We start from the raw sequence: 21,781 nt of genomic DNA, 5'->3' as shown, positions 1-21,781 counted from the left end.
ATTTTGTCCACGTCATTTATACATCTACGAGTCCATACCGAGTTTTCCTTGGTGGATGGCTTGGTAAAAATCAAAGGCTTGCTTGGTACTACTGAGTTTATGTCTATGCCTGCCGTTGCCATTACGGACGAAAATAACCTTTGTGGTTTTGTGCGTTTTTACAAAGGCGCAATGGAAAAAGGTATAAAGCCAATTTGTGGTGCCGACGTCGTGGTTGACGAAGATGAGGATGTGGATTCTCGCTATCGATTTACCCTATTGGCGACGTCAAATAAAGGCTACAAGAATATCATAGCCATTATTTCGAAAGGCTATCAGTTAGGGCAGGTAGAAGGTCGTCCTATTGCTCAGCGTGAATGGATAGAAGCACATAGCGAGGATGTTATTGCGCTCTCTGGTGCTGGTTTTGGTGATATTGGCTATTTATTGCAAAAGGGGCGAAATGAGCAAGCCAAAAATCGGTTAGCGCATTGGATGTCTGTGTTTCCTAATCGCTTTTATGTTGAGTTACAAAGAACGAGTCGTCCCGGAGAAGAAAGTTATATACACGCAGTTGTGCCATTGGCGAGCGAGCTGGGCTGTCCTGTCGTTGCGACTAATGATGTGCGTTTTTTGAAGCGTGAAAACTTTGATGCTCATGAAGCACGAGTTTGTATTCATGATGGCGTTACTATCGATGACCCTCGCCGTAAACGTCGTTATTCGGAAGAACAGTACTTTAAAACACCCGAAGAAATGGCAGAGCTGTTTCAAGATATCCCAGAAGCTTTAGAAAATACCGTCGAAATTGCCAAGCGATGTAGTGTTGATGTTCTGTTGGGTAAGTACTTTTTACCAGACTACCCTGTGCCTGAAGGCATGACGATGGAGGAGTTCTTTAGCAAGCTTTCTTATGACGGCCTGATTGAGCGCTTTAACTTCCTTACTAAAAAATATGGCGAGCGTATTGAAAAACGCCGTCAGGAATATTGGGATCGTTTGGATTTCGAATTAACTATTATTAACCAAATGGGGTTCCCTGGTTACTTCTTGATAGTAATGGACTTTATTCAGTGGGCCAAAGACAACGATATCCCAGTAGGCCCTGGACGTGGTTCTGGTGCGGGCTCCTTGGTTGCCTATGCGCTTAAAATCACCGATCTTGATCCACTTGAATATGACTTGTTATTTGAGCGATTCCTAAACCCTGAGCGGGTATCCATGCCTGACTTTGACATCGATTTCTGTATGGATAACCGTGACCGAGTGATCGATTATGTGTCGCGAACTTATGGCCGTGACGCTGTGTCTCAAATCATTACTTTTGGTGCCATGGCAGCGAAAGCCGTGGTTCGAGATGTCGCAAGGGTGCAAGGTAAACCTTATAGTTTGGGAGATAAGTTATCTAAGCTAATTCCTTTTGAAATCGGTATGACACTTAAAAAGGCTTTAGAAGAAGAGCCTGCCTTGCCTGAGTTTTTAGCGGGTGATGAAGATGCGGCCGAAGTCATGGAAATGGCAATTTCTTTAGAAGGCGTGGTTCGTAACTTTGGTAAGCACGCTGGTGGTGTGGTAATCGCACCAACCAAATTGATCGATTTTGCCCCGCTCTATTGTGAAGAGGATGGCTCTGGTCTGGTGACCCAATACGACAAAAACGACGTTGAAGAAGCTGGCTTGGTAAAGTTCGATTTCTTGGGTCTTAAAACCTTAACCGTTGTCGATTGGGCCGTTAAAAACATTGATACCATCAATGCACTAGAAGGGAAGCCACCGCTCGATATCTCTTTGATCGATCTAGAAGACAAGTCTACTTACGACCTACTGAAGCGAGCAGAAACTACTGCTGTATTTCAGCTGGAATCTCGCGGCATGAAAGAGTTAATTAAAAAGCTTTTGCCATCGCGCTTTGAAGATATTATCGCCTTGGTGGCCTTGTATCGTCCTGGTCCATTGGGTTCCGGCATGGTGGATGACTTTATCAACCGTAAGCATGGTCGCGCAGAGTTGGCTTTCCCGCACCCTGACTATCAGCACCAAGATTTGATTCCTGTATTGGAACCAACCTACGGCATTATCTTGTATCAAGAGCAGGTAATGCAGATTGCTCAGGTGTTGGCTAAATTCTCACTTGGTGGTGCCGATTTGTTACGTCGTGCCATGGGTAAGAAAAAAGCCGAAGTTATGGCTGAGCAGCGTTTGATCTTTATGGAAGGCGCTCTTAAAAACAATGTTGATAAAGACTTATCAGGTAACATCTTTGACCTGATGGAAAAGTTCGCTGGGTATGGTTTTAATAAATCGCACTCAGCGGCGTATGCATTAGTTTCGTATCAAACCGCTTGGTTGAAGAATCATTATCCGGCCCCATTTATGGCCGCGGTATTGTCTGCGGATATGCAGAATACCGATAAGATAGTTATTTTCATCGAAGAATGTCGTTCTATGGAATTGGCATTGGAGCTGCCAAATGTAAATGAGTCAGTTTACAAATTTACCGTTAACCCTAAAGGTGCCATCGTATATGGTCTTGGCGCCATTAAAGGTGTAGGTGAAGGTCCGATAGAGGCGATTGTAGAAGCACGTAAAGAAGGACCATTTGAGCATATTTTTGATTTCTGCCAACGTGTTGGTAAGAGAGTGAATAAGCGAGTTATGGAAGCCTTGGTTCGTTCAGGTGCGTTTGACACCATTGGGCCAAATCGTGCAACCTTGTTTGCCTGTATTGATGAGGCTCTTAAGAGAGCGGTTCAAGATGCGAAAAACCAAGATGCCGGCATGATGGATCTGTTTGGGGTTGCGGTAGAAGAAAGTACGGAGGATGCATATAGGGATATTGGCATTCAGCATGAATGGCCTCCGCGCCAGCGCCTTGATGGTGAGAAAGATACACTGGGTTTGTATGTGACAGGTCACCCAATTGATGAATATGAGAAAGAGATACGTCGCTTTGTACGTTCAAAAATTGTGGATTTACAGCCCAAGCGTGGTGATACGCAGATCATGGCGGGCTTGATCGTTGACTTGCGTATTACTAAGAGTAAAAAAGGTGGTAACATTGCCTTTGTCACTTTAGATGACCGTTCTGCTCGAATAGAAGTGACGGTGTTTCCTGATAACTATGACACTTTTAGAGACGTTATTGTCAAAGATGAAGTGGTTGTGGTTGAAGGGGAGATTACTGTTGACGAGTTTCGTGGTGGACAGAAAGTTATTGCAAGAAACATTCTAGATATTGCTCAGGCTCGAGTTCGTTATGTGGAAGCATTACGAATTACATGGACGTCAGAGACAGTAACACCAACAGAAATACAGACATTGGCAAACTTTATGGAATCATATCGAGGCGATGGCTGCGATGTGGTGATAGGTTTTGATACACCGCAAGCATGTGGTGACATCCGTTTAGGATCGAGTTGGAAAGTTCGTCCGGATGACGAATTAATTCATCAACTTCAGAAACAATACGGTAAACAAAATGTTCAGTTAGTGTATACTTAGACTCATTTAATAGTTTTAGCAATGGAATGCAGCGTAGCAGTACGCTTTAAAGAGCTATAGAGCAACTGGCTAGCCGCCTTTTGCCCTTGTATTTGATGGCAACCAAACAGTAGTGTAATTAAACCATGAATTTAGATTATCTCCCATTTGAGCAGCCGATTGCTGAGCTCGAACAGAAAATTGAAGAGTTACGTTTAGTCGGTAACGACAATGAACTCAACATAAGCGATGAAATTAGTCGCCTTGAAGATAAAAAAATAGCATTAACCAAGAGCCTATTTAGTAATTTAGGGGCATGGGAAGTTTCTCAATTAGCGCGTCACCCAAAGCGCCCATATACTCTTGATTATATTAAACACGTTTTTACCGATTTTGAAGAAATGCATGGTGATCGTCACTATGCTGATGATCGTGCTATTGTTGGTGGTATTGCTCGTTTAGATGGCCGCCCTGTTATGGTTATTGGTCATCAAAAAGGACGTGAAGTAAAAGAAAAAGTACTTCGTAACTTTGGTATGCCTCGTCCAGAAGGTTACCGTAAGGCATTACGTCTTATGGAAACAGCTGAGCGATTCAATATGCCTATCGTGACATTAATCGATACACCTGGGGCGTATCCTGGTATTGGTGCTGAAGAACGTGGTCAGAGTGAGGCGATTGCTTTTAACTTAGCGGTTATGTCTCGTTTGAAAACGCCGATCATTTCTACCGTTATTGGTGAAGGTGGTTCTGGTGGTGCATTGGCGATTGGTGTCTGTGATGAGCTAATGATGCTGCAATATGGCACTTACTCGGTTATCTCTCCTGAAGGCTGCGCGTCTATTTTATGGAAGAGTGCGGATCGTGCTTCTGATGCTGCCAAAGCTATGGGCATCACTGCCCAGCGTCTACAAGAGCTAGGTTTTGTCGATACCATTATCCAAGAGCCTCTAGGTGGTGCGCATATTGCTCACGAACAAATTGCGCAAAGCTTGAAGCAAAATGTGCTTGCAGCATTAGATCGTATGGAAGCATTAACGACAGAAGAGTTATTGGCTCGTCGTTACAACCGTTTGATGTCTTACGGTCTATAAATTTTTGTTTACTTAAAAAGCCTCCTATATTTAGGGGGCTTTTTTATTTCTTGCGGTTAAGGTGTTTTCCTTCCGGGCTGTATGATGAAACGTTTACTCTCTAAATCACTGACTTCTTTATCTCCTCTCAGGTTTAACACTGAGTGGATTGACTCTGTATTCTCGGGGCAGACAAAAGTATGGGTTGGTTTTAGTGGTGGCGTCGATTCTCATGTTTTGCTTCATGCTTTAGCTAATCAAATCTCAGTAGAGCAAAAACGGCAGCTTGTCGTGCTTCATGTTCATCATGGTTTGAGTACTAATGCCGATGATTGGCTAAAACATTGTAAGGTGATTTGTGCCAACCTTGGCGTGCCTTTTGTTGCTGAGCGGGTGCAGTTAGAAGCTCAAGCATCCCTAGAAGATGCAGCTCGTAATGCTCGTTACCAAGCTTTTCAAAAAATAATGGGAAAGCAAGACGTTATTCTGCTTGCTCATCATGCGGGAGATCAAGTTGAAACCGTGCTGTTTCGTTTGTTACGGGGAACTGGAGGTAAAGGTTTAGCAGGTATTCCGCGGGAGAGGCCGCTTGGTAATGGCTGTGCTCGTTTGATTCGCCCTCTATTAGCTGCGTCAAAAAAAGATATAGAAGATTATGCTCAGCAGAATGACCTTGCTTGGATTCATGATGAGTCTAATCTTGATGAGCGTTTTAGTCGTAACTTCCTTCGTCAAAGTATTGTTCCTGTTCTGAAAGAGCGGTTTCCAAAGATGGAGCAAAATATACTTTCTAGTACCCAGCGTATTGCGACTGATTATGCGATGCTTGCTCAATTTGCTCAGCAGCAACTCGCTGTTTGGTGTAATGAATTTGGCGGTTTGGATTTGTCTTCTATTGCGGGAAAAACGATAGACGAGCGACTCTTTTGGTGGCGACACTTTTTAGAATACAAAGGGGTTTCATTACCTCAATCTCAGTTAGAAAGCGTTGAAGCCATGTTTTCTAGTAGGGAGGATAAGCAGCCTGAATTTGTATTTGCTCTTGGTCGCATTATGCGTCATCAAAATGCGGTTTATCTTTTGCCATTAGAGAAAACGGTGAAACTTGCCCCCTTGATGTCGGGTGAGGTATTGCAGCGTTCTTTTGACAAGATTTGCGTGATTGGCAGTGATGCCTGTGAATTGAAAGCTCGACCTCAAAGTGAAAGCATACTGATGCCCAATGGCAAAACGCGTAAGTTGAAAAAATGGCTTAACGATAAAACGATTCCAAGCTGGTGGCGTGACCATCTTCCATATTTGTATTTGGGAGATACGTTGGTGGCTATTGGTGACCTTTGGCAACATCCTGATTATTGTTACCTTAAGGTTTCATGGCAACGAAGCGCTAAGTTACCCCTTCCTAGATGTAGCTAGTTGTTATTATTGTGTTTTTATTTGGCTGTTAGCTGCACATTTAGTTTGTATTATCGAGATAAAATTCTATTCTTTAAATATGATCTTTTTTTGAGTATTCATAATGTTGTCTAATGTCTTAACGGCAAGGTTTTTATAATGCTTCATGTGGTTGTTTTTGGTGGTTTAGAGTTTAGTCCCTTGGTTGTATATTTTCCGATTGCTTTTTTATTGGCTGCCTTGACTCGTTTTGTTCTTCACCGCTTGGACTGGCATGATCGTATTTGGCGAGTTGCCTGGTTTGAAGTGTCGTTATTTGTTTGTTACTTGGCATTAACTGTGTATTTATTGGGTGGAAGTTAATCAATGACGAAATATCTGCGTATTCTAGTGACGGTATTGGTTGTGTTGGCTGCAATTTTTGCTGGACGTTGGGTTTGGAATGATTACATGCATTCACCTTGGACTCGTGACGGGCGTATTCGTGCCGATATCGTAACGGTTGCTCCTGATGTGTCTGGCTGGGTTACCAACTTGAATATCACCAACGATCAGGCTGTCAAAAAAGGCGATTTATTATTTAGTGTAGATCCCCAGCGCTATCAGGCGGCACTCAATCAAAGTAAAGCTAATACAGAGAATGCGTTATATTCTTGGCAGTTGGCGAAACATAAATATGAGCGTCGTACCGCATTGTTGAGCCAAAAAGCCATTAGTGCTGAAGACTTGGAAGCTTCTAGAATTAGTACAGAAATAGCCAAAGCGAATTATGATTTAGCGGTTGCTCAGCAGGAGAGTGCTCAGCTTAATTTAGACCGCACTAAGGTCTATGCTCCTGTGTCAGGCAATATAATTAACTTGAATTTACGTCAGGGTAATTATGTTGGGCAAGGTGCTTCGGTTTTTGCCATTGTTCAGTCCAATTCATTTTATGTGACGGCTTATTTTGAAGAAACTAAAATTCCTCTAGTTCATCTCAATCAACAAGCTAAAATTACCTTGCTAAGTGGTGGTAAGCCTCTAAATGGTCATGTGGTGAGTATTGGTAAAGCTATAGCTAATACCAACACCCAAAGCAATGGTCAGCTTTTACCACAGGTTCAGCAAACCTTTAACTGGGTGCGTTTAGCGCAGCGTATTCCGGTAGATATCAAGTTAGATACGTCAAATACTGAAACACAACTTAGCGCTGGGATGACGGCCACTATTCATCTTACTAAGCAGTAAGGAGAGTCGTTTTGGGGATTGTGCTTCGTAATCTGTTTTTTCCTGAAAAGCAGGCGGTTATTTTTGCGCTTAAAGGCGTTATTGCCATGGCGATGGCGTTAACAATTGCTCTTTCTTTAAATTTGGATCGTCCATATTGGGCGTTAGTCTCAGCTGTTTTTTTACAGATGCGACCTGAGAGTGGTTTGGTGGTTGAAAAAGCCATTTGTCAGATTGTCGGAACTATCGTAGGTGGTTTATTTGGTATTTTGTTGTTAACTCAGCTGATGCCATATCCCTATTTAGCGCTGGGTGTTTTGACATTATGGTTAGGGCTGAATTCAGCTTTATCGGCCATGGTGAGACAAGCTAATTTTGTTTATGCGTTCGCTATGGCGGCTGTCACCTCAGAAATTATTGTTTTGATGGTAATGGCGAGCCCATCAACCGCTGACAGTCAGGCCGTTTTTAGCATCGCTCAAGCGCGTGTAAGTGAAATTGTTATTGGGTCCATTTGTGCTGGTGTTGTTAGTCACATGTTCTGGCCTGTCAAAGTGAAAGACAGTCTGCAAATGCAGGCAAGGTCTGTTATTAATCAAACCTTACAGTATTTAGTGACGGAATTAGATAAGTCTGGTTCTCACGAAGCGCGTCATAAGCAAATAGATGGAATTATGGCGACATTGGGGATGGTGAGCGAAGACTCTAGTGCCGCTAGTTACGAAGGTCCAAAAGGTCCAGGTCGGACACGAGCAGCGAACCAGTTGGCTCAGAAAGTACTTTCGTTATTGGCATTGGTACAGATATTTGGTCGCTTGCAGCGTCGCCATGCAGAATTAATAACACCTGCGCTGTCTCAATTGCTGGATCAATTACGTGAGGCATTTGACCGTATTGCAGAGTCGAGTGATTTTGACTATTGCTTAGATCAGGTTAAAACATTGCGTCGTGATCTTGCTGACTACCGTTCAAATAATCAGCCTGACTCGCCGTTTGAATCTCATATGATGAATGTCAGTGCAGAGATCACATCTGAACTGACGGTTTTATTACGCGCGTATCGTGCTCTAGAGAAGCGTGATAGTACCTTGTTGAATGCGCCGAGTATGTTGACCTATCGAGATCCGTTGGCAGGATTGATTATTGGCATTCGAACGAGTGTTGTATTTTTGATTGGTGCTTGTATCTGGGTTGGAACAGGTTCTACAGCAGCTTTGATGATCATGATTTTACCCGTCATTTTTTCCATCATGCTGGCCAGATTGCCCTTGATGATTTTAAAGGTTGTTCTGAAAAGGCTGTTGCTTGGGGTTATTGTTGCGGTCCTTGTAGCTGTGTTTTTTGCTCTTAACTTGTTGTCGCAGAGTTCCGGGCAATTAGAGATTTTACTGCTGGTATTAGCTGGCCCTTACTTTATTGGCTTATTACTTCTTTCTGATAGGCAAACTTTACCTTATGGCTTGGGCTTTTGTATTCCTTTTTCCATTTTAGTCAGCCCAAGTAGGGACATGAGTCGGTCTTTTTCAATTGATTACACCGTGAGCTCTGCTATGGCAATTTTTGCAGGTGTGTGCATTTTATTTTGGGTGTTTCACTTAATTACAGGACCAAGTGTTCAGTTATTGGTACATCGTATTTTTAAAACAACTTATCAAGATCTATTGGAAATTAATAAGCATAGTAGCCCTGTTGCTTGGTATAACCGTCGTATGGCTGATAGATTGTTACGTCTAACGAACTATGACCAAGGCTCTCAATCACGTGCGATTACAGATTTGGCATTGACGGCTTTGAACCTTGGGCATGTTTCAATTCGCTTACGTTCGATCTGTGAGGATTTAGTTGGCAAACAATTACAGTCATTAGAAAGCTGGCAGGTGGCTTTAGCTAATGCTTTTTTATTGGCCAGCAAGGGGCGATGTGATGATGGTTTTGAAAAAGCCTGCCACTCTTTACATGAAGAATTGTTTGATTTGGTAGGGGACACTAATCAAGTTGAAGCCATTCAGGGGATGTTCTTGAGGATCAACTTGACGTTCGAGCGAAGTGCTGAGGCTATCGCAGATAAAAAAGCATAATGAGAGAAAAACAGTAAAAACCTTGCTAGTGAGGGAGCTAGATTCTTAATAGCCAATCAGCCTGACCTTTGTACGTTGCAACCAATTTTGCGTTTAGGCTGTCACTTTGATTAATCCTGTCCATCGCTTGTTCATGGGTAAAGTTCCACGCTTTCATGTGCCGTTTTGCTAAGCGTTCAATGGCATCCGCTACAGGAATTTCTAAAAACCAATGCTCATCAAACAGCGCTTTGGATTCTTGCCAGCCATCTTGTTGGTGTAACAGATACAACCCTTCAACCAGTATTACTTTGGTTTCTTTGTTGACCGATACATCATCTTCAATGGGGTCTCCAAGGGCGTGATCAAAGCTTGGCCACAAAATATCTTCTTGCTGATAGCTTTGTTTCATCTTATTAACACGTTCAATAAAGGCTGTGCTATCAAATGTCCAAGGTGCGCCCCGACGAGCAAAAGCTTTTTCGGCATTGGGCAAATCATGAAGTTGGGCTTTAGAAAGGTGAAATCCATCCATTGATAGGCACATAACTTGCGTATTCTGTTGTTCGGTAAAGTGATTAAGTAGGTAATTGGCTAACGTGCTTTTTCCAGAACCCGGACCACCAGTTAAACCGATTAACGTGCGATAGGGATTGTTTAAACTGCTTTCGATTTTAGACAATGCAGTTTGTAACTCTGCTGAATTTGCATAGCTGTCATAAAGTTCAAGAGCCATATGTTTTCCTATTTTTGTTATCTATTGCTGAACTCTAGCATGAACGCATTAAGATCATTTGTAATTTTTGTGAACTGAGTGATGGCTAAATGCGTATCTAAAGAAAAGCTGAAAAGGTGTATTGCCATGTTATTAAAAGAGCTTAAAAAAATTTCCCATGTTGATAAAGTAAAACTGCATTCTTTGGAGTCTAACTTGTATCAATTGTCTGTAGTGATCGGAGAGGAAGAAGACTACATAAAAACAGACACAGGGCGCTTTCTTACTAGTCATAATAAGTTGGATCTACAGGCGTTGTTTAAAGGTAAGACGGTAGGTACTATGGTGCTGTGTCATCAAAGTGCCTACGACGAAATGGTCGGGCAACCCATTGGTGTTGTTAATACTTTAGAAGTGCCGCTTGGAAACACCGATCTGTCTTAGGTGTTTTTTCTAAGCTGGTGTGCTTATGTTTTTTAATATATGCATTTTTTCACCGTTTTCTTCCATTTGAGAAAAAATTTTAGCGTAACTGTGTGTGGCGTTAGCGTGTTCACGCATGATGGCTTCTGCTCGGCTTCCTTGTCCATGACTAATCGCATCAAATACTGCGTGGTGCTGCATGTGAGCAAAGTTAAAGCGGCGATATTCTTGTTCTAGATTATTACGATCAAATGCCAGAGCACTAACTGATGCAAAGGGCAGATGTTCGTTGCGGCTTAAGGCTTCAGCTATAGCAGGGTTTAAACTGGCTTCTATGATGATTTGGTGAAAACGCTGATTCATGTCGTGATAGGAAGCGAGATCTTGTTCATTGATACTTCCTTTCGCGAATAGCTCATCACCTTGCTTTAATAGCTTTAATAATTCATTAGACTGGGTATTTGATAGGGTATTTTCAGCGGCTTGTCTTGCAGCCAATCCTTCCAACACACCTCGAACTTCAATTGAACCACTAATTTCTGCTTGTGTTACTTGACGAACAATATAGCCACGCCCTGATAACTTCGTCAGCAAGCCTTCTTGCTCTAAAGTTCGAAATGCAATGCGAATTGGAGTGCGTGACACACTTAATTGCTCTGCGGTAGGGATCTCAGCAAGGCGTTGTCCTGACTCTAGCTCACCAGACAAAATCATTTGCCGCAATCGACTGATTACTTGTTGTCCAGGTTTACTCATTGGAAAGTACTCATTGGGAAGCGCTCATTGTTTTCGACACATTGTTATTTTAAAAATAATCATAGCGTAAATGCAGTGAAAAAAGTAACTATTGGATCCAATAAAGAAGCTTTTATTTATCAATTGTTTAGGCTGATAACTAATATTCATTATGGATTTAATGGATCCAATTAATGCATAGCTATATTGTTTTATGATTTTTTTGGGCTATATTGGATCCAATAAATAAAAATAACAGCAGGAGAACTCCAATGAGTCAGCAAACTTTCCCTAAAAATACGTGGTATGTCGCTGCTATGTCTGAAGAGGTTGCGGGCAGCAAACCTCTTGGTCGTAAAATCTGTGGTGAAAGTATCGCTTTTTACCGTTCCCATGATAACGAAATTGCCGCGGTCTTGGACTTTTGTCCACACCGAGGAGCCGCTTTGTCTCTAGGTTATGTTGAAGAAGGTCTTTTGGTCTGTGGTTATCATGGATTGAAAATGGGCGCGGATGGCAAAACCAAAGAAATGCCCTTGCAGCGAGTGAAAGGTTTTCCTTGTATGAAATCCTACGCGGTGGAGGAGCGCTACGGTTTTATTTGGGTATGGCCGGGTGATCAATCTCAAGCCGATAAATCACAGATTCCACATCTAGAGTGGGCGGTAAGTCCAGAGTGGGCCTATGGTGGTGGTTTGTATCACATCAATTGTGATTATCGTTTGATGGTTGATAACCTGATGGATTTGACTCATGAGACTTATGTTCACGCTAGCAGTATTGGTCAGAAGGAAATTGATGAGTCTCCTGTTTCCACAAACGTGGATGGCGACAAAGTGATTACGAGTCGTTTTATGGAAAACATCATGCCGCCACCATTTTGGCAGGCCGCGCTAAAAGGTAATGGTTTGGCTGACGACGTTTTGGTCGATCGTTGGCAGATTTGTCGTTTCAGTCCGCCTTCTCATGTGATGATAGACGTGGGTGTGGCTCATGCTGGAAATGGGGGATTTGATGCCCCAGCAGATAAAAAAGCCAGCAGCACTGTGGTTGATTTTATTACGCCTGAAACGGAAACGTCTATTTGGTATTTTTGGGGAATGGCGCGTAATTTCAAGCCAGAAGATCAAGCACTCACGGATACAATTCGTGAAGGGCAGGGCAAGATTTTTTCTGAAGATTTGGAAGTGCTAGAGCGACAGCAGCAAAACTTATTGGCTTTTCCTGACTATGATTTATTGAAGTTGGATATCGATGCAGGTGGCGTTCAGTCAAGACGAGTAATCGATCGACTGATTGCTAAAGAGCATGCAGCCAAAGAACAATCTAACGCGTCAGTATCTCAGTCGACCGCACCACTTCAAACGGTGTCATTTTAACTTGATTGGTGTCTGCTAGAGAGTGAACTGGCTTTGCTCTCTAGTTTTAAAAAAATAAATAGGTCAGGAGAGCCAAATGATTCCGGTAGTTGTAAGAAATGTTGTCACTGAAGCGCAGGGCGTGGTTCGGCTTGTGTTGGGTTCTGAGGATGGCTCAGATTTGCCTGGTTTTGAAGCCGGAGCGCATATTGATGTTCATTTGCCCAGTGGCTTGATTCGCCAATATTCATTGTGCCGTATGCAAGTTGAAGCTCAGTACTATGAAATTGCAGTTTTAAAAGATCCGCAATCAAGAGGCGGTTCGACTGAAGTGCATCGCTTGAATATTGGTGATTCTTTATCGATTAGTGAACCTAAAAATCATTTTCCATTAGTTGATACTACACGCCATAGCGTATTAATAGCTGGCGGCATTGGTGTGACGCCAATGTTGCCAATGGCGCAGCAGTTGCAAAAAATGGGATTGCCTTTTGAGTTTCACTATTGTGCAAAGTCACCTGAAACGGCTGCTTTTTCATCGGCATTAGAAAGCAGTTCTTTTGCTGATAAAATGCATTTCCACTACAGTCAGGTTCCGAGTTCTGGGCGAATGGATGTGGTGAATGTTTTGTCACGTCATTCGAGTGATTCAGAGTTGTATATTTGTGGTCCTGCGGACTTTATTAGTTACGTTCTATTGCAAGCAAAAATGCTAGGTTGGCCTGAAGATCGTATGCATCGAGAGTTTTTTGCCGCGCCTGCAATGGATGAAAATATAGGCGACAATACCCCGTTTAAAGTCAAAATCCATAGTACTGGAGAGGTTTTTGATGTTGAAGCGGATCAGAGTATTTTTGAGGTATTGGATAATAATGGTGTCTTCCTTGCCGTGTCGTGCGAATCTGGCGTATGTGGTACATGTCAAACAGGCGTCATTGAAGGCGTTCCCGACCATAGGGATGTCTTTCTGACAGACAAAGAACATGCGCAAGGTAAATTGGTCATGCCGTGTTGTTCTCGCTCTAAAACACCTGTTTTGGAGTTGGACTTATAGCCTTGCTTAATTTGTCCTTACTATTCTTGGGATGAATCGTTCACTCAATGTAAAACAACTGTGTTTTACATTGAGTGAACAGCCTTCCGATGTTATTATTTTCTCCCGTCCTGAAGGTACATTGTTATGTGCCTTCAAATCTCATTTTTTCATATTTGTAAGGCGGGTTAACCACTCATGGCGACACGATATATTTTCGTTACAGGCGGTGTAGTTTCATCTCTTGGTAAAGGTTTGGCAGCAGCATCTTTGGCCGCTATCCTTGAATCACGCGGTCTAAAAGTCACCATGTTAAAGCTAGATCCATACATCAACGTGGATCCCGGCACCATGAGCCCTTTCCAGCACGGTGAAGTCTATGTAACAGAAGACGGTGCCGAAACGGATCTTGATCTTGGCCATTATGAGCGCTTCATCTCCACTAAAATGGGCAAGCGTAATAACTTCACCAGTGGTCGTGTTTATCAACATGTTCTTAAAAAAGAGCGTCGTGGTGAATATCTTGGTGGAACCGTTCAAGTCATTCCTCATATTACCGATGAAATTAAACGCCGCGTTATTTCTGGTGCTGAAGGCGCAGATGTTGCTTTGGTTGAAATCGGTGGTACGGTTGGTGATATCGAATCACAACCTTTCTTAGAAGCGGTACGTCAGCTTAAAGTTGAGCTAGGTGCACGTCGTGCTTTGTTCATGCATTTGACTCTTGTCCCTTACATTCGTACTGCGGGTGAAACCAAAACTAAGCCTACCCAACACTCTGTGAAAGAACTTCGTTCTATCGGTATTCAGCCAGACATTCTTATTTGTCGTTCTGAAGTGTCTATCGAAGCGCCAGAGCGTAAGAAGATCGCCTTGTTTACCAGCGTTGAAGAACGCGCGGTTATTTCCCTTCCTGATGCCGATACTATTTACCGTATCCCTCAGATGTTGAACGATCAAGGCTTAGATAGCTTGATTGTTGAGCACTTCAACTTAGATTGTAATATGCCAGATCTTGAAATCTGGAATAAAGTGACTCAAGCGAAATTGAACCCTGAGAAGCAAATCAATATCGCCATGGTTGGTAAATACATGGAGTTGTTGGACGCCTACAAGTCTTTGATTGAAGCGATGGATCATGCGGGTATTCATGCTCGTACTAAAGTGAAACTGCATTACATTGATTCTGAAAGTATCGAGGAAAAAGGTACCGATCAGTTAAAAGGGATGGATGCGATTCTTGTTCCTGGTGGTTTCGGCGAACGTGGTGTTGAAGGTAAAATATTAACGGCTCAGTATGCTCGTGAAAATAAAGTGCCTTACTTAGGTATTTGTTTGGGTATGCAAGTAGCGGTTATCGAATTTGCTCGCAATGTGGCAAATTTAGCCGGTGCACACAGCACCGAGTTTAATTTAAAAGCAGAGAACCCAGTTGTTGGTCTGATTACAGAATGGACTAATGCAGAGGGTTCCAAAGAAATCCGGTCAGAGGAATCCGATCTAGGTGGAACGATGCGTCTTGGCGCGCAGAACTGTAATCTTACGGAAGGCACAAAAGCCTTTGAAGCTTATGGTGAAGCGGTCATAAAAGAGCGTCATCGTCATCGTTATGAAGTAAATAACTTTTATGTTGAAGATCTGATGAAAGCAGGTCTGACGATTTCAGGTCGTTCAGAAGACAATTCTTTGGTTGAGATGGTAGAAATTGCCGATCACCCTTGGTTTGTTGCTTGTCAGTTCCATCCAGAGTTCACTTCTACACCTAGATATGGACACGGCCTGTTTAGTGCCTTTGTACATGCGGCACTAAAATACGCAGGAAAAGAAAAATAATTTGAGCAAACAGGTAGTTTGTGATTTTTCATTTATTTTAAGAGGTTTGTTATGAGTCAAATCGTTGATATTAAGGCCAGAGAAGTATTAGATTCTCGTGGTAATCCTACTGTTGAAGCTGATGTTATTTTAGCTGATGGTTCTGTAGGTTCAGCGTGTGCACCGTCTGGTGCCTCTACCGGTTCTCGTGAAGCTTTAGAATTACGTGATGGCGATAAAAGTCGCTACCTAGGCAAAGGTGTATTGAAAGCGGTTGCAGCGGTAAACGGTCCTATCCGTGATGCTTTGATCGGCAAAGATGCCCTTGCTCAAGCAGAACTAGATCAGATTATGATTGATCTGGATGGCACAGAAAACAAATCTACTTTTGGTGCGAACGCTATCTTGGCTGTTTCTTTGGCAGCAGCCAAAGCCGCAGCGACTTCTAAGAAAGTGCCTCTGTATGCTCATATTGCTGACATCAACGGCACGCCAGGCGTTTACTCAATGCCTGTGCCTATGATGAACATCATTAATGGTGGTGAGCACGCAGATAACAACGTTGATATTCAAGAGTTCATGATTCAGCCTGTTGGTGCGCCAAACTTTCGCGAAGCATTACGTTACGGTGCTGAAATCTTTCATGCGCTGAAAAAAGTATTGAGCGATCGTGGTTTAAGTACAGCAGTTGGTGATGAAGGTGGTTTTGCCCCTGATTTGTCATCTAATGCTGAAGCATTGGCTGTTATTAAAGAAGCCGTTGCAGCAGCAGGTTACGAGCTAGGTAAAGACATCACTTTGGCGATGGATTGTGCTGCCTCTGAGTTTTACGACAAAGAAGCAAATATCTACAACCTTAAAGGTGAAGGTAAGAAATTCACGTCTGAAGAGTTTAACTTCTTCTTACAAGACCTTACTAAGCAGTATCCGATTGTTTCTATCGAAGACGGTCTTGACGAGTCAGACTGGGATGGCTTCGCTCATCAAACTAAATTAATGGGCGATAAAATCCAATTAGTGGGTGATGATCTTTTTGTTACCAACACTAAGATTTTGAAACGTGGCATTGATAACGGTATTGCGAACTCAATCTTAATCAAGTTTAACCAAATCGGTTCTTTAACTGAGACGTTAGCAGCTATTAAGATGGCAAAAGACGCTGGTTTTACCGTTGTTATTTCTCACCGTTCTGGTGAGACAGAAGACGCGACTATTGCAGATCTTGCAGTAGGCACAGCAGCAGGCCAAATTAAGACGGGTTCCTTATGTCGTTCTGATCGTGTTGCTAAGTACAACCAATTGCTTCGCATTGAAGAGCAATTAGGTGGTAAAGCACCGTACAAAGGTCTTTCTGAGATCAAAGGTCAGGCTTAATCTCGTCTGACTTAAAAAAGGGAGAACTTGGTTCTCCCTTTTTTGTTTTTTTGCTTTAATTCCTTTGTTAAAAAGCTTTGCAAGACGTTAACTGCGAGGTAGTTTTATCAAATCTCGGAAGAGAGGAATGTTTTATTTTAGGTTTGAGGGTGTTATGGCACGTTTGTTAATTGTCTTCTTTGTCTGTGCTGTGGGTTATCAATCTTATCACCTATATTTTGGTGAGCAGGGCGTTAAGCGACAGGAAGAGCTAGCAAAGCAGATCGCCTATCAAGAACGGATTAACTTACGACTGAAACATCGAAATCAAGCGCTTCGAGCTCAGGTTCACGATCTTCGCCAGGGTGAAGAGGCGGTAGAAGAGCATGTTCGCAGTGAGCTTCAGTATATCAAAGATGGTGAAGTGTTTTATCGCATGGTGAATAAAAAATGATCGAACCTTTGTGGGTTATCATTCCCGCAGCAGGTGTTGGGCAACGTATGCAAGCGAATTGCCCAAAACAATACCTTTCTCTTGCAGGACAAACCATTCTAGACCGCACGATAGATATTTTCACTTCACACCCACTTATCGCTGGTGTGTTGATTGGTATTGGTGAAAATGACGCATACTGGCCAGATTCAAAATGGCGACAAGACGATCTAGTTCATAGTTTTGTTGGTGGCAAGGAACGAAGTGACACCGTACAGAAAGGATTACGCTATTTGTTGGATACAGTCGGTGTGCAACAACAAGATGTCTTGGTTCATGATGCTGCGCGTCCTCTGTTAAGCCAGGCCGCGTTAAATCGCATTATTCAACATCATTCAGATCAAGGTGCGTTACTGGCAATGCCGGCGAAAGAAACGGTGAAACGTCAAGTGATAGGCATGCCATCGGTTGGTGAGACTCTGGACCGAAATACAATCTGGCTCGCTCAGACTCCTCAGAAATTTCCTGCCCAAGCCCTATTGGATGCTTTGGAAAAAGCTCAAACTCAAGGGGTCGTAGTGACAGATGAGTGCTCCGCCATGGAATTTGTTGGTTGGCACCCAGATCTTGTTGTCGGAGAAAACTGCAATATTAAAATTACATTACCAGAAGACCTATTGATCGCAGAGGCGCTTTTTTCTTATCTTTCAGGTTCTAATCTTCCGAATTGAAGCGGTTCAAGTTTAAACAGTAAGTGCAATTCATAGCACAGGAGTAGTTATCATGATTCCGTTCCGAATTGGTCATGGCTTTGATGTTCATAAATTTGGTGAAGGTGATCACCTTGTCATTGGCGGTGTTTCTATCCCTTACTCCAAGGGCTTGATTGCTCATTCTGATGGTGATGTAGCATTACATGCTTTGACTGATGCCTTGTTAGGCGCCGCTGCATTGGGTGACATAGGAAAGCATTTTCCTGATACAGATGCTGCTTTTTCTGGTGCAGATAGCCGAATTTTATTAAAGCGTGCTTATCAGGAAATACAAGCTCTTGGTTTTTACGTGGGCAATGTTGATGTCACTATTATTGCTGAAGCTCCAAAGATGCGTCCTCATATTGATGCTATGCGTGCCAACATTGCTGAAGACTTAACGGTCGATATTAGCGTGGTAAATGTCAAAGCAACGACAACGGAAAAACTTGGCTTTACGGGTCGCAAAGAAGGCATTGCGGTTGAAGCGGTTGCACTTATTTTTAATAAAGCTCTTTTAAATCAAGGTAATGTATGAATACCGAATGGCGATACGCTTGGTCTAAGCCAACTGTTACAGGGGATTTGAAGACCCATGTACAAGACTTTTACGTCGAAGAGCAGTTAGGCTTCGAGCCTGATGGCAAAGGCGAGTTTTGCTTTGTGTTTATTGAGAAAGAAGGGGTGAATACCGACTTTCTTGCCAAACGTTTGGCTCAAATCGCAGGAATAGCACCGAATAAAGTGACTTACAGTGGCGTAAAAGATCGTCATGCTTGTACGCGTCAGTGGTTTTGTTTGCATGTTCTGAATCAAGAGCCTGATTTATCAACGATTCAAGAAGCCTTTAGAGAGCCGGAGAACGTGCGAGTTATTGCGCAGTTACGTCATTCTAAAAAGCTTCGAACAGGCGCACATTTAGCAAATCGCTTTGTTATTCGATTACGAAGTGTGAGTGGTGATTTGGACGAACTAGAAGGGCGCTTGAATTTGATAAAACAAGCGGGTGTGCCCAACTATTATGGGCCACAGCGCTTTGGAATAAACGGTAATAATTTGCATAACGGCCAAGATTTTGTCCTTAAAGGGCGGCAAAGTCGCCGTAAATTATCAAAGACAGAGTCCTTTTGGTTATCCGCAATTCGCTCTTGGTGCTTCAATGAGGCATTAAGTGATCAAGTGGAAAACGGTATGTGGATGCGCTTATGTGATGATGATATTGCTCAGTTTCAACACAAAGATGAGCAATTCCGAGTGAAAGAAGTTGATGCCTTGATGCATTTGAGCGTTTTACGCGGGACGGTAAGCCCTGTTTTACCTATGATTAGCGAAGGTTGGGAGGCCGGCACAGGTCCTCAGAGAGAGCGAGTTATGAAGGCTTCCCTATCTGAGCGCATGGATTTGGTTGAGGCTCTCATTGCGTTTGATCTTTCTAGGGACAGTCGTCTAGCGCGTCTTGTGCCGATGAATATGGCGTGGGAATTGCTTAGAGAGAAAGAAGGGAATGCGCAGTTGATTGTGGAGTTCTCTCTACCAAAAGGGTGTTTTGCGACTAGCTTGTTGCGCGAAATGATTGATTATACGGATAAGTCAGCTGAGAAATACCATGAGAATATTGATCGCTAATGACGATGGCCTTGATGCCCTTGGCATACAAACGCTGGCTAGGCATTTAGAACGTGAATACGAAATTTTAGTCGTAGCGCCAGACCGCAATCGTAGTGGTGCTAGTAACTCGTTGACTTTGTCCCGTCCGGTACAGCCTATTATGGTTGAAGAAGGGCGCTACCGTGTCGATGGTACGCCAACCGATTGCGTCAATCTTGCGTTGTCAGGTGTTATCGATGGTGACGTGGATCTGGTTGTGTCAGGGATCAATCATGGTGCCAATTTAGGTGATGATGTTATTTATTCTGGTACGGTTGCTGCTGCAATGGAAGCACGGCATTTAGGGCGACCAGCGCTGGCGGTGTCTTTAGTTGGCAATCAGCATTTTGAAACAGCCGCCAAGGTCATTATGATGCTTTTAAAGGATTCACACACCCTTGCTTTGCCAGCCGGTATTCTATTGAATATTAATGTCCCTGATGTCCCATATAGTGAGCTAAAGGGGGTGCAGGTGACACGCCTTGGTTATCGGCATAAGGCGCAAGCGCCTATCTCAGCTCAGCATCCCAGAGGTTTGCCTAGTTTTTGGATTGGTGCCTTGTCTGAACCTCATGACATGTCAGAAGGAACCGACTTTTTCGCTGTAAATCACAGCTATGTTTCTATTACGCCAATTCATACGGATATGACGTGTTATGAAGCGAAATCTCCTCTCGAAAAATGGACAGACACTATAACGTTATGAGCTTGAACGATCTCAATTGGTTAGTTTCAAACACTGAACCCAAAGCTTCTAAGATGGTTGATCAACTTCGAGAGCATGGGATTAGCCATGAAGAATTATTGGCTCTGATGGGGTCTATTCCTCGCCATGAGTTTGTGGAGCCGGCGTTTTCGCATTTGGCTTACTCTGCAACGCCACTTCCTATAGGACGCAGTCAAACCATTAGTCAGCCGCTTACTGTCGCGAGGATGAGTGAGTGGCTGTTGGCGCACTCTCGACTTGGTCGCGTGTTGGAAATTGGCACCGGATCGGGTTATCAGACACGCATTTTGTCGCATTTTTTTAATAAAGTTCATACCGTCGAACGTCACGAGCCGCTTCATTTACTTGCAAAAAAGCGTTTGTCTTCGATGGGGGTTAAGAATGTCGAGTATTTATTTGGTGATGGGCAAACAGGATGGCCAAATAAGGTAGAAATGGATGCCGTAATTATTACCGCGATGGCTAGTAAAATACCGTTAGCCTTGACCGAATGTTTGAAGCAGCAAGGTATTTTAATTATGCCGATTGATCATCCAAGCCCGCAGATAGGATGTTGGCGTAAAGAAGGTGATCGCTGGAAATGCCTAGGAACAGAACCTGCGTATTTTGTGCCCTTATTAGAAGGAATGGAACATGCCTAAATGGCTTAGAGTGTACTTGAGTGGTGTATTAATGGGAGCGGCAGATGTTGTTCCTGGTGTCTCTGGGGGAACCATTGCTTTTATTTTAGGTGTTTATGATCGACTTATTAATGCGTTAAGTGGCGTGAATAAAGCCAGTTTGATTATGTTAAGTAAAGGCGATTTTAAAGGTTTGTGGAAGCACTTTGATGGTACGTTTTTATTATCGTTAGGGGCTGGTATTGTCACCAGTATTTTTTTGCTGGCGGGCTTGATTACTCATTTGTTAGCCGTATACCCAAGTTATTTATGGAGTTTCTTTTTTGGCTTGATTCTAGCCTCTGCGTATTTCTTAATTAATCAAATTACTGGGTTTTCTTGGCGGCATTTTGCTGGGCTTGTCGTTGGTGTGGTCGTTGGTGCTAGCTTGTCATTACTTGTCCCTACTCAGGTAAGTACATCGTATGTCATGGTCTTTTTTTCTGGCATGATTGCGATTTGTGCCATGATTTTGCCCGGTATCTCTGGCAGCTTTTTATTGTTAATGCTGGGAATGTATGGATTTATTCTTTCAGCCATTAAGAGCTTCGATGCTGCTGTTATTCTTGTCTTTGCTGCGGGCGCTTTGATCGGTCTGCTCACTTTTTCTAAAATTCTTCATTATTTGCTAAATCATGTGAGGTCCATGACTTTGTCATTTCTTACGGGTGTTATGCTGGGGGCTTTAGTTAAAGTATGGCCTTGGAAAGTGACGGATACATGGAGTGTTATTGGTGATAAAAAGCTTCCGTTGGAAGAGCACCTTGTTTTACCTTGGAACTTATTAAACTTTCATTGGCCAACAGATTTTCTAATGCCGCTTGTGTTTGTCTGTATAGGGTTTATGAGTGTTATTCTCATTTCTTACATAATTTTACGAAATTCGACAAATAGTAATAATTAGTCGAAATTGAATACTGGGGTAAAGAATTATCTTTCGCTGC

At 42.9% G+C, this 21,781-nt stretch carries 20 protein-coding genes; 18 read left to right on the top strand and 2 right to left on the bottom strand.

Annotated elements, in window-relative coordinates; all coding sequences use genetic code 11:
* Positions 1-3 precede the first annotated feature (3 nt).
* The 6 genes from dnaE (at position 4) to AC2A4J_RS16410 (ending at position 9,211) form a co-directional block, all read left to right on the top strand.
* The gene (gene dnaE, locus AC2A4J_RS16435) at positions 4-3,480 is read left to right on the top strand and encodes a DNA polymerase III subunit alpha (protein WP_484176792.1); all 3,477 of its coding nucleotides are present in this window, start codon (positions 4-6) and stop codon (positions 3,478-3,480) included.
* 125 nt (positions 3,481-3,605) lie between these two features.
* Positions 3,606-4,553 carry an acetyl-CoA carboxylase carboxyl transferase subunit alpha gene (gene accA / locus AC2A4J_RS16430; protein WP_255828302.1) on the top strand — a complete coding sequence of 316 codons (948 nt, stop codon included), beginning with the start codon at positions 3,606-3,608 and terminating at the stop codon, positions 4,551-4,553.
* A gap of 84 nt (positions 4,554-4,637) precedes the next feature.
* Positions 4,638-5,948 (top strand): tRNA lysidine(34) synthetase TilS, encoded by a 1,311-nt coding sequence (tilS, locus tag AC2A4J_RS16425; RefSeq protein WP_484176791.1) that lies wholly within the window; start codon positions 4,638-4,640, stop codon positions 5,946-5,948.
* A gap of 138 nt (positions 5,949-6,086) precedes the next feature.
* Positions 6,087-6,290 carry a DUF1656 domain-containing protein gene (locus AC2A4J_RS16420; protein WP_255828304.1) on the top strand — a complete coding sequence of 68 codons (204 nt, stop codon included), beginning with the start codon at positions 6,087-6,089 and terminating at the stop codon, positions 6,288-6,290.
* A gap of 3 nt (positions 6,291-6,293) precedes the next feature.
* Positions 6,294-7,154, top strand: a complete 861-nt coding sequence (locus AC2A4J_RS16415; RefSeq protein WP_255828305.1) for an efflux RND transporter periplasmic adaptor subunit — start codon at positions 6,294-6,296, stop codon at positions 7,152-7,154.
* 20 nt (positions 7,155-7,174) lie between these two features.
* The gene (locus tag AC2A4J_RS16410) at positions 7,175-9,211 is read left to right on the top strand and encodes an FUSC family protein (RefSeq protein WP_484176837.1); all 2,037 of its coding nucleotides are present in this window, start codon (positions 7,175-7,177) and stop codon (positions 9,209-9,211) included.
* A gap of 37 nt (positions 9,212-9,248) precedes the next feature.
* Here the strand turns inward: AC2A4J_RS16410 and AC2A4J_RS16405 are convergent, their stop codons facing one another.
* Positions 9,249-9,926, bottom strand: coding sequence for a nucleoside/nucleotide kinase family protein (locus AC2A4J_RS16405; protein WP_484176790.1), 678 nt, complete (start codon positions 9,924-9,926; stop codon positions 9,249-9,251).
* Between the two features lie 126 nt (positions 9,927-10,052).
* Between AC2A4J_RS16405 and AC2A4J_RS16400 the strand changes: the two genes are divergently transcribed.
* Positions 10,053-10,349: a DUF6482 family protein gene (locus AC2A4J_RS16400; RefSeq protein WP_484176789.1), complete on the top strand. Its 297-nt coding sequence runs from the start codon at positions 10,053-10,055 to the stop codon at positions 10,347-10,349.
* A 9-nt stretch (positions 10,350-10,358) separates the two neighbouring features.
* Here the strand turns inward: AC2A4J_RS16400 and AC2A4J_RS16395 are convergent, their stop codons facing one another.
* A complete protein-coding gene (locus AC2A4J_RS16395) occupies positions 10,359-11,084 on the bottom strand; it encodes a GntR family transcriptional regulator (RefSeq protein ID WP_484176788.1) in 726 nt (241 codons plus the stop codon).
* 251 nt (positions 11,085-11,335) lie between these two features.
* On the opposite strand from AC2A4J_RS16395, the gene AC2A4J_RS16390 reads away from it, so the two are divergent.
* From AC2A4J_RS16390 to AC2A4J_RS16340, 11 genes are all read left to right on the top strand, one after another.
* Positions 11,336-12,442 (top strand): aromatic ring-hydroxylating dioxygenase subunit alpha, encoded by a 1,107-nt coding sequence (locus AC2A4J_RS16390; protein ID WP_484176787.1) that lies wholly within the window; start codon positions 11,336-11,338, stop codon positions 12,440-12,442.
* Between the two features lie 76 nt (positions 12,443-12,518).
* On the top strand, positions 12,519-13,475 hold the full coding sequence (locus AC2A4J_RS16385; RefSeq protein ID WP_484176786.1) for a PDR/VanB family oxidoreductase: 957 nt from the start codon (positions 12,519-12,521) through the stop codon (positions 13,473-13,475).
* A gap of 177 nt (positions 13,476-13,652) precedes the next feature.
* Positions 13,653-15,287, top strand: coding sequence for a CTP synthase (locus tag AC2A4J_RS16380; RefSeq protein ID WP_205115481.1), 1,635 nt, complete (start codon positions 13,653-13,655; stop codon positions 15,285-15,287).
* A gap of 51 nt (positions 15,288-15,338) precedes the next feature.
* Positions 15,339-16,640: a phosphopyruvate hydratase gene (gene eno, locus AC2A4J_RS16375; RefSeq protein ID WP_255828312.1), complete on the top strand. Its 1,302-nt coding sequence runs from the start codon at positions 15,339-15,341 to the stop codon at positions 16,638-16,640.
* A gap of 154 nt (positions 16,641-16,794) precedes the next feature.
* Positions 16,795-17,073 carry a septum formation initiator family protein gene (locus tag AC2A4J_RS16370; RefSeq protein WP_113917303.1) on the top strand — a complete coding sequence of 93 codons (279 nt, stop codon included), beginning with the start codon at positions 16,795-16,797 and terminating at the stop codon, positions 17,071-17,073.
* A complete protein-coding gene (gene ispD / locus AC2A4J_RS16365) occupies positions 17,070-17,783 on the top strand; it encodes a 2-C-methyl-D-erythritol 4-phosphate cytidylyltransferase (RefSeq protein ID WP_484176785.1) in 714 nt (237 codons plus the stop codon). The genes AC2A4J_RS16370 and ispD overlap by 4 nt, the downstream gene beginning before the upstream one ends.
* A 52-nt stretch (positions 17,784-17,835) precedes the next feature.
* Positions 17,836-18,342: a 2-C-methyl-D-erythritol 2,4-cyclodiphosphate synthase gene (gene ispF, locus AC2A4J_RS16360; RefSeq protein WP_255828314.1), complete on the top strand. Its 507-nt coding sequence runs from the start codon at positions 17,836-17,838 to the stop codon at positions 18,340-18,342.
* Entirely contained in the window at positions 18,339-19,430 is a 1,092-nt protein-coding gene (gene truD, locus AC2A4J_RS16355; protein WP_484176784.1) for a tRNA pseudouridine(13) synthase TruD, read from the top strand. Before ispF ends, truD begins: the two co-directional genes overlap by 4 nt.
* Positions 19,411-20,157 carry a 5'/3'-nucleotidase SurE gene (gene surE / locus AC2A4J_RS16350; RefSeq protein ID WP_255828316.1) on the top strand — a complete coding sequence of 249 codons (747 nt, stop codon included), beginning with the start codon at positions 19,411-19,413 and terminating at the stop codon, positions 20,155-20,157. Before truD ends, surE begins: the two co-directional genes overlap by 20 nt.
* A complete protein-coding gene (locus AC2A4J_RS16345; protein WP_484176783.1) occupies positions 20,154-20,819 on the top strand; it encodes a protein-L-isoaspartate(D-aspartate) O-methyltransferase in 666 nt (221 codons plus the stop codon). Before surE ends, AC2A4J_RS16345 begins: the two co-directional genes overlap by 4 nt.
* Complete coding sequence (locus AC2A4J_RS16340; RefSeq protein WP_484176782.1) at positions 20,812-21,741, top strand: DUF368 domain-containing protein; 930 nt, start codon at positions 20,812-20,814, stop codon at positions 21,739-21,741. Before AC2A4J_RS16345 ends, AC2A4J_RS16340 begins: the two co-directional genes overlap by 8 nt.
* Positions 21,742-21,781: the final 40 nt, after the last annotated feature.

It is taken from the genome of Marinomonas sp. ATLA20 (assembly GCF_057180105.1).
This window is presented reverse-complemented; position numbering and strand designations above follow the sequence as displayed.

Bases quoted from the DNA above. Each gene is read 5' to 3' on its own strand.
- accA (WP_255828302.1), top strand. From the start codon at position 3,606: ATGAATTTAGATTATCTCCCATTTGAGCAGCCGATTGCTGAGCTCGAA.
- tilS (WP_484176791.1), top strand. From the start codon at position 4,638: ATGAAACGTTTACTCTCTAAATCACTGACTTCTTTATCTCCTCTCAGG.
- AC2A4J_RS16420 (WP_255828304.1), top strand. From the start codon at position 6,087: ATGCTTCATGTGGTTGTTTTTGGTGGTTTAGAGTTTAGTCCCTTGGTT.
- AC2A4J_RS16415 (WP_255828305.1), top strand. From the start codon at position 6,294: ATGACGAAATATCTGCGTATTCTAGTGACGGTATTGGTTGTGTTGGCT.
- AC2A4J_RS16405 (WP_484176790.1), bottom strand. From the start codon at position 9,926: ATGGCTCTTGAACTTTATGACAGCTATGCAAATTCAGCAGAGTTACAA.
- AC2A4J_RS16400 (WP_484176789.1), top strand. From the start codon at position 10,053: ATGTTATTAAAAGAGCTTAAAAAAATTTCCCATGTTGATAAAGTAAAA.
- AC2A4J_RS16395 (WP_484176788.1), bottom strand. From the start codon at position 11,084: ATGAGTAAACCTGGACAACAAGTAATCAGTCGATTGCGGCAAATGATT.
- AC2A4J_RS16390 (WP_484176787.1), top strand. From the start codon at position 11,336: ATGAGTCAGCAAACTTTCCCTAAAAATACGTGGTATGTCGCTGCTATG.
- AC2A4J_RS16385 (WP_484176786.1), top strand. From the start codon at position 12,519: ATGATTCCGGTAGTTGTAAGAAATGTTGTCACTGAAGCGCAGGGCGTG.
- AC2A4J_RS16380 (WP_205115481.1), top strand. From the start codon at position 13,653: ATGGCGACACGATATATTTTCGTTACAGGCGGTGTAGTTTCATCTCTT.
- eno (WP_255828312.1), top strand. From the start codon at position 15,339: ATGAGTCAAATCGTTGATATTAAGGCCAGAGAAGTATTAGATTCTCGT.
- AC2A4J_RS16370 (WP_113917303.1), top strand. From the start codon at position 16,795: ATGGCACGTTTGTTAATTGTCTTCTTTGTCTGTGCTGTGGGTTATCAA.
- ispD (WP_484176785.1), top strand. From the start codon at position 17,070: ATGATCGAACCTTTGTGGGTTATCATTCCCGCAGCAGGTGTTGGGCAA.
- ispF (WP_255828314.1), top strand. From the start codon at position 17,836: ATGATTCCGTTCCGAATTGGTCATGGCTTTGATGTTCATAAATTTGGT.
- truD (WP_484176784.1), top strand. From the start codon at position 18,339: ATGAATACCGAATGGCGATACGCTTGGTCTAAGCCAACTGTTACAGGG.
- surE (WP_255828316.1), top strand. From the start codon at position 19,411: ATGAGAATATTGATCGCTAATGACGATGGCCTTGATGCCCTTGGCATA.
- AC2A4J_RS16345 (WP_484176783.1), top strand. From the start codon at position 20,154: ATGAGCTTGAACGATCTCAATTGGTTAGTTTCAAACACTGAACCCAAA.
- AC2A4J_RS16340 (WP_484176782.1), top strand. From the start codon at position 20,812: ATGCCTAAATGGCTTAGAGTGTACTTGAGTGGTGTATTAATGGGAGCG.